Origin of the sequence: Clostridium sp. MB05 (genome assembly GCF_046581255.1) — a bacterium.
Taxonomy (GTDB): Bacteria; Bacillota; Clostridia; order Clostridiales; family Clostridiaceae; genus Clostridium.
Map to the genome: position 1 here is coordinate 771,301 of NZ_CP174370.1, position 12,272 is coordinate 783,572.

The 12,272-nt window shown below is 28.5% G+C and carries 11 protein-coding genes; all 11 read left to right on the plus strand.

Translation table 11 applies throughout. The features are described 5' to 3' along the window. Positions 1-385: 385 nt before the first annotated feature. Positions 386-1,453 carry a mannose-1-phosphate guanylyltransferase gene (locus ACH36K_RS03880; protein WP_411169648.1) on the plus strand — a complete coding sequence of 356 codons (1,068 nt, stop codon included), beginning with the start codon at positions 386-388 and terminating at the stop codon, positions 1,451-1,453. Between the two features lie 374 nt (positions 1,454-1,827). Continuing rightward, positions 1,828-2,901, plus strand: a complete 1,074-nt coding sequence (gene ytvI, locus ACH36K_RS03885) for a sporulation integral membrane protein YtvI (protein WP_411169649.1) — start codon at positions 1,828-1,830, stop codon at positions 2,899-2,901. Positions 2,902-2,948: 47 nt separating this feature from the next. Then, on the plus strand, positions 2,949-3,371 hold the full coding sequence (locus ACH36K_RS03890) for an NUDIX hydrolase (RefSeq protein WP_411169650.1): 423 nt from the start codon (positions 2,949-2,951) through the stop codon (positions 3,369-3,371). Positions 3,372-3,531: 160 nt separating this feature from the next. After that, the gene (locus tag ACH36K_RS03895) at positions 3,532-4,125 is read left to right on the plus strand and encodes a zinc dependent phospholipase C family protein (RefSeq protein WP_411169651.1); all 594 of its coding nucleotides are present in this window, start codon (positions 3,532-3,534) and stop codon (positions 4,123-4,125) included. A gap of 187 nt (positions 4,126-4,312) precedes the next feature. Beyond that, positions 4,313-4,672: an ArsR/SmtB family transcription factor gene (locus ACH36K_RS03900; RefSeq protein WP_411169652.1), complete on the plus strand. Its 360-nt coding sequence runs from the start codon at positions 4,313-4,315 to the stop codon at positions 4,670-4,672. Positions 4,673-4,688: 16 nt separating this feature from the next. Next, positions 4,689-6,950 carry a heavy metal translocating P-type ATPase gene (locus ACH36K_RS03905; RefSeq protein ID WP_411169653.1) on the plus strand — a complete coding sequence of 754 codons (2,262 nt, stop codon included), beginning with the start codon at positions 4,689-4,691 and terminating at the stop codon, positions 6,948-6,950. Between the two features lie 415 nt (positions 6,951-7,365). Beyond that, positions 7,366-8,007 carry a redox-sensing transcriptional repressor Rex gene (locus ACH36K_RS03910; RefSeq protein WP_411169654.1) on the plus strand — a complete coding sequence of 214 codons (642 nt, stop codon included), beginning with the start codon at positions 7,366-7,368 and terminating at the stop codon, positions 8,005-8,007. A gap of 288 nt (positions 8,008-8,295) precedes the next feature. Beyond that, complete coding sequence (locus tag ACH36K_RS03915; protein WP_411169655.1) at positions 8,296-9,078, plus strand: short-chain-enoyl-CoA hydratase; 783 nt, start codon at positions 8,296-8,298, stop codon at positions 9,076-9,078. Positions 9,079-9,186: 108 nt separating this feature from the next. Next, entirely contained in the window at positions 9,187-10,326 is a 1,140-nt protein-coding gene (locus ACH36K_RS03920) for an acyl-CoA dehydrogenase (protein ID WP_411169656.1), read from the plus strand. Between the two features lie 17 nt (positions 10,327-10,343). Then, a complete protein-coding gene (locus tag ACH36K_RS03925) occupies positions 10,344-11,123 on the plus strand; it encodes an electron transfer flavoprotein subunit beta (protein WP_411169657.1) in 780 nt (259 codons plus the stop codon). 21 nt (positions 11,124-11,144) lie between these two features. Next, on the plus strand, positions 11,145-12,152 hold the full coding sequence (locus ACH36K_RS03930; protein ID WP_411169658.1) for an electron transfer flavoprotein subunit alpha/FixB family protein: 1,008 nt from the start codon (positions 11,145-11,147) through the stop codon (positions 12,150-12,152). Positions 12,153-12,272 lie beyond the last annotated feature (120 nt).

Here is a 12,272-nt window from a genome sequence, read left to right on the forward strand (position 1 = left end):
TAATTCCTCCAAACTATTTAGTATTAATATTTTGTGTTTTTATATAAAAATTAGCCTAGAAATATATGAGCCTATAAACAAAAAGAGACTCTTAATACAATTTTCAAGTTATGAAAAACTGTATTAAAAGTCTCGTAACCAAATTGGTATATAACACCAGACCATAAGGTCGCGAATGTTGACGTTATATTTTTTACTACTCCCTCTTAATGGAAATATTAAATTATAGACTAATTTTAAACTTATTTTAGAAAAATGTCAATACATAAAATTTGTCTAAAGAGGGGATACTAAATAGAAAAAACTTTTATAAATATTAAAAATTTCACAAAATAAAAATAAATAGCATAGAATGTATTATAGTATTACATGGAGTTGAAAGTTATTGATATACGGGCTAATATTAGCAGGAGGAAAAGGAACTAGACTTTATCCTTTGTCAAGGTCAAGTAAGCCTAAACAATTTTTGAAGGTTATAAATAACAAAAGTTTTTTACAAAATACTGTAGATAGAATAACTCCTTTAATTAAGAAGGAAAATATTTATGTGGTTACTAATAAAGGTTATGAGGATAAAATAAAAACAGAATTAAATAGCATAAACGTAAATAATATTTTCACAGAACCACAAAATAAAGAAACAGCGACTTGTATAGGTCTATCAGCTGTTAAGCTTTTAAAAAAAGATGGGGATGCTGTTATGGTTGTTTTACCCTCAGATCACCATATAGAATCTGAGAAGGTTTATATAGAAACATTATCACAAGCTGTGGATATTGCAAATAAGAGAAGAGGAATAGTAACCCTTGGAATAACACCAACTAGAGCGGAAACAGGTTATGGATATATTGAAATGGGACAAAGAATACAATCAGAGATACCCACTTATAAAGTAGCTAGGTTCACAGAAAAGCCTAATATAGAAGTTGCAAAAGACTTTTTATTAAAAGGAACTTATTTATGGAACTCTGGAATGTTTGTATTTAGAGCAGATGTAATATTAAGAGAGATAGAAAAATATTTACCTCAATTATATAAATCATTAATGGAAATATACAAACACATTGGCGAAGAGGATGAAGAAGAAGTTATAAATGAACAATATCCTTTAATAGATGGAATATCAATAGACTTTGGAATTATGCAAAAAACTAGAAAAGCTTTTGTAATAAAAAGTGATTTTATATGGGATGATATAGGAAGCTTTTCAGCTTTAAGCAGATATTTAGAAGAAGAGAAAAATAATAAAATAAGTAATAATGTATATCTTCAAGATAGTGAGAATTGTGCTATTTTTGGAGATAAAAATTTAATAATTGGATTGGGAATAAAGGATTTAGTTATAGTGGATTCTGGAGATGTAATATTAATAATGGATAAAAATAAAGATCAAGAAATAAAACATTTATTGGGTGACTTAACCAATAGGCCAGAATATGAAGACTATATTTAAAAGTTAAGATAGAAATTCCAAATGAAGTTCATAAATATATTTTTTAGTTTGGTCTAGTTAGATTATTTCATTAATTATTAAGTATCGATTGCTAATTATAAGTAGAGAAGAAGTGTCTTCTCTATTTTATTATATAAAAATATATAATAAAGAAATTTTAAAGTAATAGCTAGTAACAGTAATACATTGAATTAGAAATTATTATATGTGTATTATTAAAATTAGATTAGTTAGAATATAGAAAACTCTTATTGTTCTAGAAAGTAAAAATAAATTGAAATTAAATTCTGAATTTTAGCTTAATATTAAAGTTAGAAATTTAAAATACAAATTTTTTATTGTATAATTTAAATAAAAAATTAAGGAGATAAAAAATGGGAGTAGAGAAAAAAAGAGAGTTTATTATAAATACTATATACTTAATAATAGTTGGAGCAATAATATACATTACTATTAAATATGGGCTTGGATGGTTTATGCCTTTTGTTATAGGGTTTGGGATAGCATTTATATTAAAGCCGCTAATTAATTTCATATCAAGTAAGTTTAGAATAAATAGAAAGTTAGTAGCTGGAATAACAGTTCTAATTTTTTATGCAACTGTTGGTGCACTTTTTGCTTTACTTGTTGTTAAATTGTTTGTAGCTTTAAAATCAGTATTTATTAGTTTGCCTAATATTTATTTAACCAATATAGAACCAGCTGTATATGATTTACTTGATGGAATAGAGGTTTTAATAGCAAAACTTGATCCTGCATTAGTACAGGGAATTAATGATATAACTTCCTCACTTGTTGAGTCATTAGGAAGTATAATTACTAACATATCATCAGGAGTTGTTAAATTTGTATCTTCTACAGTATCATCAGTTCCAACATTTTTTATTATAGTTATATTATCTATTATTTCATCATTCTTTTGTGCAATGGACTATACAAATATTACAAGTTTCATAACTAGACAATTTCCGGATAAAGTTTCTAGTATAATATTAGATATTAAGGATTATATAGTAGGAACTTTATTTAAACTTATAAAGGCATACGCAATAATTATAAGTATAACTTTTATTGAATTATCAATAGGGCTGTCTATTTTAAAAGTAGAGGGTGCTATAACAATAGCAGCATTAATAGCATTAGTAGATATACTTCCAGTGCTGGGAACAGGTGGAGTAGTGATACCTTGGGTTATAATAGAAGCTATTAAAGGAAATTTTGGATTAGCAATAGGACTTGCGATATTATATGTAACTATTACTGTAATAAGAAATATATTAGAGCCAAAGATTGTTGGTCAGCAAGTAGGATTACATCCTTTAGTAATGTTAGTATGTATGTTTATGGGTGCTAGAATATTTGGATTCCTTGGATTATTTATTTTACCAATTATAGTTATTATTTTGAAAAATTTAAATGATAGTGGAAAAATACATATATTTAAATAAATTGAATAAAAATTAAATTAACTTATATTTTAAAATTGGAGAAACATATGAAAATTGAATTTTATGAAAAAAATACAATAGAAAATGAAAAATTACTTTATGCAATAATAGTTTCTAGGTATAGAGATAAATGGGTTTATGTAAAGCACAAAAAAAGAAGAACTTGGGAAATACCAGCAGGACATAGAGAAGTTGGAGAAGATATAAATTTTACTGCTAAAAGGGAGTTAAGAGAAGAAACAGGAGCAGAAGAATTTAAAATAACATATATAAATGATTATTCTTTAATAATAGAAGGCGAAAAAAGTTTTGCTTCTTTATTCTATGCAGAAATAAACTCTTTAGGAGAGTTACCAAATTTTGAAATAGGAGAAGTTAAGTTATTTGAAAGAGAGCCAAAGGAATTAACATATCCTTCAATACAACCTTTATTAATTAAGAAAATAAAAGAAATAAAGGGAATTAAATAAAAACATTAACAAAAAATGGATATAAATTTATAATGTTTAATAAAGAGAATTAAAAGTTAATATGATAATAAATGGAGATATAAACAAAAAAACATATTTGTTTTTTATCATCTATAGTATTATTATAAAGATATAAAAATAAAAGCGAGGTGAGGAAATTATGATGATGAATACTCACAAAGCTTTAGCACAACAATTTATAAACAATGTTGAAGAAGATAAAGTTTTTATAATAAATGATGGTCATTTTATTTGGGGAAATTTAAAACCTGATTCTGTATCAAAATATAAGTTTAAAAAACATTATATTGATGAAAGTTTTGAAATGATTGTAAAAAAAATAGAATTTTTATCTTCTCTAACTTTAGATGATATCTATACTAGATATTCACCTAATAAGTTTAATCAGGAATTAGGAGTTGTATGTCACTTTTTATGTGATTATTTCTGTATTCCACATTTTCAAAGATGGGAATTTAAAAGTGCTAATGCTATGAAAGAACATGTATTATATGAAAATGAATTAAATAAATTTACAAAGAATTATAATATTAAAAAAGATATAAATTTACATTTGACTTCAGAAGAAATAAGAAAATATATAATGAAGCTACAGGAAGAATATAATGGAAAATCCTCATATGAAAAAGATCTAATTTATGCTAGTCATATTTGCAGTACTGTTGTAAATATGGTTTTGAATGAAGTTGTTTTAAATCAAAAATTAAAAGAGCATATTGCATTGGTAATATAGAGAGCTGTAAAGCTCTCTTTTTTAGGTTTAGGCGAGTATAAAAGCTTAAAGTTTTGAAAATATGATTACATATGTCCACTTTTTTACAAAAGATTTTTATTTAAAGTTGACACATTTAATAAGAATAGCATATAATATTATTAAATAAACATATGAACAATTGTTCATATGAGTTTGGAGGGGAATTATGGAAGAAAATAAATTGGAAAGTTGTAATTGTACTATAATTCATAAAGATGTAGTTGAAAAAGTAAAAGGTTCTATACCAAATGAAGAAACTTTATATGATTTAGCTGATTTATTTAAGGCTTTCAGCGATTCTACAAGAATAAAAATATTATGTGCTTTATTTCAAGAAGAGTTATGTGTATGCGATTTAGCTGCTTTATTAAATATGACTCAATCAGCGATTTCACATCAACTTAGAGTATTAAAATCAAATAGATTAGTTAAGTTTAGAAGAGCTGGAAAAGTAATATATTATTCATTAGCAGATGATCATATTGAGCATATATTTAATGAAGGATTTAAGCATATTATTGAATAAGAAAGTGGGGATAGAAATGAGTAGTAATGAAATAAAATTGATTTTATCTGGATTAACTTGTGCGAATTGTGCAAATAAAATTGAGACTAGAGTTAATAATTTAAATGGAGTTAAAGAAGCCACTTTGAATTTTACAACTTCAAATTTAATTATAGAATTAAATGGAGAGAAACCAACAGAAGAAGTAATAGAAGAAACAAAATCAATAATTAAAAAGCTAGAGCCAGGAGTTAAGGTATTTGATAAAAATGATAATAATAACATTACTGAAAATGTTAATAGATGTACAAGTAGTTGCTGTTCTATAGAAAGCGATAGTGATAAAGAAAATCATAATCATGGGAAGGAACATTCTCATACCCATTTAAGAGGAGAAGATCATGGACATTCTCATGATGATTCACACGGACACTCTCATGATCATTCACATGGAGGAAAAGTTGGTATAAAGGAGAACATTAGGTTAATAATAGGTGCAATAATATATATAGTTGCTATCATTTCAAAAGAAAATTCAATGATATCAATAATACTTTTTGCTCTTAGTTATGTTTTAATTGGAGGAGAAGTAGTTTTAACAGCTATAAAGAATATATTCAGAGGAGAAGTATTTGATGAAAACTTCTTAATGACAGTTGCTACTTTAGGAGCCTTCTTCGTAGGTGACTTTAAAGAAGGGGTAGCAGTTATGTTATTTTATGAAATAGGAGAGGTATTCCAATCTTATGCAGTAAATAGATCTAGAAAATCAATAACATCTCTTATGAATATAAGAGCTGAATATGCTAATATTTTAGTAGATGGAAAAGAAGAAAAAGTTAAACCAGAAACAGTCAATATAGATGATATAATAGTTATTAAGCCAGGTGAAAGAGTACCTTTAGATGGTGTTGTATTAGATGGAACAAGCTTTGTAGATACATCAGCACTTACTGGTGAATCAGTTCCAAGGGAAGTTTCTGTGGGAGAAGATATCTTAGCAGGATTTATAAATACAAATGGTGTTTTAAAAGTTAAGGTATCTAAAAACTTTAAAGAATCAACAGTATCAAGAATTTTAGAATTAGTAGAAAATGCATCTAATAAAAAAGCACCAACTGAAAAGTTTATAACTAAATTTGCAAGAGTATATACTCCAATAGTTGTATTTTCAGCTTTAGCGTTAGCTATAATACCTCCATTAGTTATAAAGGATGCAAGTTTTTCAGATTGGATTTATAGAGCTTTAATATTCTTAGTTGTATCTTGTCCTTGTGCATTAGTAGTTTCTATTCCTCTTGGATTATTTGCAGGGATTGGAGGAGCATCTAAAAAAGGTATATTAGTTAAGGGTGGAAATTACCTAGAAGCTCTTAAAGATGTTAATACAGTTGTTTTTGATAAAACAGGAACTTTAACTAAAGGAGTTTTTAAGGTAACAGAAATAAATAATAATAATAATAATATTTCAAAAGAAGAATTAATAGAGGTTGCGGCTATAGCAGAAAGCTTATCAAATCATCCAATAGCTCAATCTATTATAAAGGAATATGGAAAAGATATAAAAAATGAAGAGTTAAGTGATTATGAAGAAATATCAGGACATGGAATTAAAGCCTTAATTAACGGAGCAGAAGTTTTAGTAGGTAACTATAAATTAATGGAAAAGTTTAATATAAGTTATAATGATATAGCATCAATTGGAACAATAGTTCATATTGCTATAAATAATGAATATAAAGGTAATATAGTTATATCCGATGAAATAAAAGAAGGTGCTAAGAAAGCCATAGAAGGCTTGAAGGAAGCCGGGGTTTCTCAAACTGTTATGTTAACAGGTGATAATAAATCCGTGGCAGAAAAGGTAGCATCACTAGTAGGCGTTGATAAGGTATTTTCAGAATTATTACCAGGAGATAAAGTTGAAAAGGTAGAAGGTTTAATAAAAGATAATTCAACTCAAGGAAAAGTTATATTTGTTGGAGATGGAATAAATGATGCACCAGTTTTAGCAAGAGCTGATATAGGAGTTGCTATGGGAGGAATAGGTTCAGATGCAGCTATTGAAGCCGCAGATGTAGTTTTAATGAAAGATGATCCAGAAGCTTTAGTTACAGCCATTAAAGTTGCAAGAAAGACAAATAAAGTTTTATGGCAAAATATAATATTCTCATTAGGAGTAAAAGTATTAGTATTGATTTTAAGTGCTTTTGGAGTAGCAACAATGTGGGAAGCAGTATTTGCAGATGTAGGAGTAACTTTAATAGCAGTTCTAAATTCAACTAGATGTTTAAAATAATTTTATAACTATTTTATTGACAAATTTCATCATATTAAATATAATGAATTAGGTTGAAAATTTTCAGGCGTAAGGGAAGCATACAAGATCATTATCTTGTTTACAAAGCTTTGAGAAGCTTTGTATAAATTTGAGACTTATGTATAACGGATCTGCTACGTTATACATAAGTCTATTTTTTATAACTAAATATAATTAAATTAATTTTTATTGGAAAATATTTTATTAAATGTTTATTAAGTATATAATCTATTTTTAGATTTTAAGAAAAATAAAAGAAAATTTTGAAACTTTGTTAAATACGTAACTCAAGTTGTTTTAAAATTTTAATAAAAGTGTTAAAATATATATTATAAATTTGGTAATAATAAAGTTTTAATATATGAAAATAAATTTGATTAGGAGAATGAAGGTTATGGATAAGAAAAAGAATATTTCTATGGCTGTAATTAAAAGACTGCCAAAATATCATAGATACTTACAAGAGTTGTTAAGAAATGATGTAGATAGAATTTCTTCAAAAGAGTTAGGAGAAAAGATAGGCTTTACAGCGTCACAAATACGCCAAGACTTAAATTGTTTTGGAGACTTTGGCCAACAGGGTTATGGATATAATGTAAAAGATTTATATAATCAAATAAGTCTAATATTGGGATTAAATAAAGAATACAAAGGAATAATAGTTGGAGCAGGAAATATAGGTCAGGCAATAGCAAATTACAGTAGATTTTCTCAAATAGGGTTAACTATAGAAGCTATATTTGATGCAAATCCTAAGCTTATTGGAATGAAAATAAGAGATATAGAAATACAAGATATTGATAACTTAAAATATTATTTAGGAGATAATAGTATAGATATAGGAATAATTTGTGTTCCTAGAATAAATGCACAAAAGGTTAGTGATACTTTAGTAGAAGGTGGGGTAACGGGCATATGGAATTTTGCTCCAGTTGATTTATCTGTACCTGAAGAAGTAACAGTTGAAAATGTTCATTTATCAGAAAGTTTACTAACATTAATATATTTACTTCATGATAAAGATGAAAGTAAGTAGTTACATTAAAAAATTGCCTAAAATTAGAAATATTTATTGCAAAAGAAAATTTAAGAGTTTATAATAATAATTGAAGCGGGGGCTTCAATTATTTTTTTTGTTAATTGTTACAATATTAACAAATGGTTTATTTATTAAACATATAGATTATTAAAGAATTTTTGATATGTTTAGTTAAATATGTCACATTAAAGGGTATAAAGTATAGGTTTGAGAAGCTTATATAATTAAAGATTAATGAAAAATTGAATAATTTTATATAAGTATAGTTAAAGGGAGGACTTTATTATGGAGTTAAAGAATGTAATTCTTGAAAAAGAGGGAAATCTAGCTATTGTTACAATTAATAGACCTAAAGCTTTAAATGCTTTAAATTCAGGGACTTTAAAAGATTTAGATGCAGTTTTAGATGATTTAGAAAATGATCAAAATATTTACTGTGTCATACTAACAGGATCTGGGGAAAAAGCTTTTGTTGCTGGAGCAGATATTTCTGAAATGAAGGACTTAACTGAAGATGAAGGAAGAGAATTTGGTCTTTTAGGAAACAAAGTTTTCAGAAGATTAGAAAAATTAGACAAGCCTGTTATTGCGGCTATATCAGGATTTGCTTTAGGTGGTGGATGTGAATTAGCTATGGCTTGTGATATAAGAATAGCTTCAGAAAAGGCTAGATTTGCTCAACCAGAGGTTGGTCTTGGAATAACACCAGGATTTGGAGGAACTCAAAGATTACCAAGATTAGTTGGTGAAGGAAAGGCCAAAGAGCTTATTTATACTTGTGCAACTGTAAAGGCAGATGAAGCTTTAAAAATAGGCTTAGTTAATAAAGTTGTAGCACTAGAAAGTTTAATGGAAGAAGCTAAAAATATGGCAAAGACTATAATAGCAAATGCTCCTATAGCAGTAAGGTTATGTAAAGATGCTATAAATAGGGGGATGCAAGTAGATATAGATAAAGCTATAGAAATTGAAGCCGAAGATTTTGGTAAATGCTTTTCTACAGAAGATCAAAAAGAGGGCATGGAAGCATTTATGGAAAAGAGAGCCAAAAATTTTTCTAACAAATAGTCAGAAAAAATAAAATATAAAAAAAATTCAAATTAAAATAATTAAAAATATTTAAATTAAGTAAATTCATATAATTAAAAAAGGTTCAATATCAAGGAGGTATATTAAATGAATTTTCAATTAACTAGAGAGCAAGAATTAGTGAGACAAATGGCTAGAGAATTCACTATAAATGAAGTAAAACCAATTGCTGCTGAAATTGATGAAACTGAAAGATTTCCAATGGAAAACGTTGAAAAAATGGCCAAGCTTGGAATGTTAGGAATTCCTTTTTCTAAAGAGTACGGTGGAGCAGGTGGAGACACGCTTTCTTATATATTAACTGTAGAGGAGCTATCAAAGGCTTGTGGAACTACAGGGGTTATAGTGTCTGCCCACACTTCTCTTTGTGCATCTTTAATAGAGCAGTTTGGAACTAAATATCAAAAAGAAAGATATTTAAAAGATCTTGCAACAGGTAAAAAACTTGGTGCTTTTGGTTTAACAGAACCAGGAGCAGGTACAGATGCAGCAGGTCAACAAACAGTAGCAGTATTAGATGGAGATAATTATATATTAAACGGATCAAAAATATTTATAACTAATGGAGGAGTAGCAGAAACATTTATAATATTTGCTATGACAGATAGAAGTAAAGGAACAAAGGGAATATCAGCATTTATAGTTGAAAAGGATTTTTCAGGATTCTCAATAGGAAAGAAAGAAGAGAAACTAGGAATTAGAGCTTCTTCAACAACAGAATTAGTTATGAGTAATTGTATTGTTCCAAAAGATAACTTAATTGGACAAGAGGGTAAAGGTTTTGGTATAGCTATGAAAACTTTAGATGGAGGAAGAATAGGTATAGCAGCTCAAGCTTTAGGAATAGCAGAAGGCGCATTTGACGAAGCAGTTGCTTATATGAAGGAAAGAAAACAATTTGGAAGACCATTAGCAGCATTCCAAGGTTTACAATGGATGATTGCAGAAATGGATACAAAAATAGAAGCTGCAAGACACTTAGTTTATAAAGCAGCATGCTTAAAGGATGCTAAACTTCCATATTCAGTAGAAGCAGCAAGAGCTAAACTTTATGCAGCAGAAGTTGCTATGGATGTAACAACTAAGGCTGTTCAAATATTCGGTGGATACGGATATACTAGGGAATATCCAGTTGAAAGAATGATGAGAGATGCTAAGATAACTGAAATCTATGAAGGAACATCAGAAGTTCAAAAAATGGTTATTTCAGGAAATGCATTAAGATAATAAGGGAGGATTTATAGATGAATATAGTAGTTTGTTTAAAACAAGTTCCAGATACAACAGCTGTTAAGATTGATCCAAAAACAGGAACACTTATAAGAGATGGAGTTCCATCAATAATAAATCCAGAGGATAAACATGCTTTAGAAGAAGCATTAACAATAAAAGACAATACAGGAGCGAAAGTTACAGTAATAAGTATGGGACCTCCTCAAGCACAAAATGCTTTAAGAGAAGCTTTATGTATGGGAGCTGATGAAGCTATTCTTATAACTGATAGGGCTTTTGCAGGAGCAGATACATTAGCAACTTCAAAGGCTTTAGCAGGAGCTTTAAAAAAGTTAGAGTATGATATAGTATTTGCAGGAAGACAAGCAATCGATGGAGATACTGCTCAAGTAGGTCCAGAAATTGCAGAACATTTAAATATACCTCAAGTAACATATGTTCAAGATGTTAAAGTAGAAGAAGATGGATTATTAGTAAATAGAGCATTAGAAGATGGATATGAATTAATAAAAGTTAAGGCACCAGTTCTTTTAACAGCTATAAAGGAATTAAATGAGCCAAGATATATGAATGTTAAGTATATCTTTGACACAGCTAATAAGGAAATAAAGATTTGGTCAGCTGATGATATAGATGTGAATAAAGATGAATTAGGACTTAAAGGATCGCCGACTAAGGTTAAAAAGAGTATGACTAAAGAAGCTAAAGGAGCTGGAGAAATAATAAATGAAGTTCCACAAGAAGCTGTAAAGCATGTATTAGGAAAATTAAAGGAAAAGCACTATATCTAAGATATATGGGAGGTAAAAAATATGAGTATGGCAGATTACAATGGAGTTTGGGTATTTGCTGAGCAAAGAGAAGGGGAACTTCAAAAGGTTTCTCTAGAATTATTAGGTGAAGGTAGAATGATTGCTGATAAGTTAGGAGTAAAACTAACAGCATTGCTATTAGGAGATAAAGTTAATGGATTAGCAGACACATTAGGAAGACATGGAGCAGATGAGGTTATCGTTGCTGAAAATGAGTTGTTAAAGCATTATACAACTGATGGATACACAAAAGTTATTTGCGATATAGCTAATGAAAGAAAACCAGGAATATTATTTATAGGAGCTACTTTCATTGGAAGAGATTTAGGGCCTAGAGTAGCAGCTAGATTATCAACAGGGTTAACAGCAGACTGTACAGTTTTAGATGTTGATGTTGAAAAAGCAGATTTACTAGCTACAAGACCAGCTTTTGGTGGAAACTTAATGGCAACAATAGCTTGCCCTGATCATAGACCACAAATGGCTACAGTAAGACCGGGAGTGTTCTCAAAGCTTCCAGATGAAGATAGAGAGTTTACTGTAGAAAATGTTGAAGTTAAGCTAGAAGAAGCAGATATTAGAACTAAAATAGTTGAAATTGTAAAGGAAGCTAAGGATATAGTTGATATAAGTGAAGCTAACTTTATAGTAGCTGGAGGTAGAGGAGTTGGTTCTAAGGAAAACTTTGCTATACTAGAAGAATTAGCAGAAGCCTTAGGAGGAACTGTTGCAGGATCAAGAGCAGCTGTGGAAAATGGTTGGATAGAAAGGGATTATCAAGTTGGTCAAACAGGTAAAACAGTAAGACCAAATATATATATAGCATGTGGTATTTCAGGAGCAATACAACACGTTGCAGGTATGCAAGACTCTGATATGATAATAGCTATAAATAAAGATTCATCAGCTCCAATAATGAAGTCAGCAGACTATGGAATAGTTGGAGATTTATTAAAAGTTGTGCCAGAAATGACAGCACAAGTAAAAGAGTTAAAAGAAGAGAAATAGAATTAACATACAATAAATATAATTGACAATTAGCAATAGAAAATAGACAATTAAAGAGTAAATTTAATATTTATTAATTTAGTTTTTTGAATTGTTAATTATTAATTGACAACTATCAAT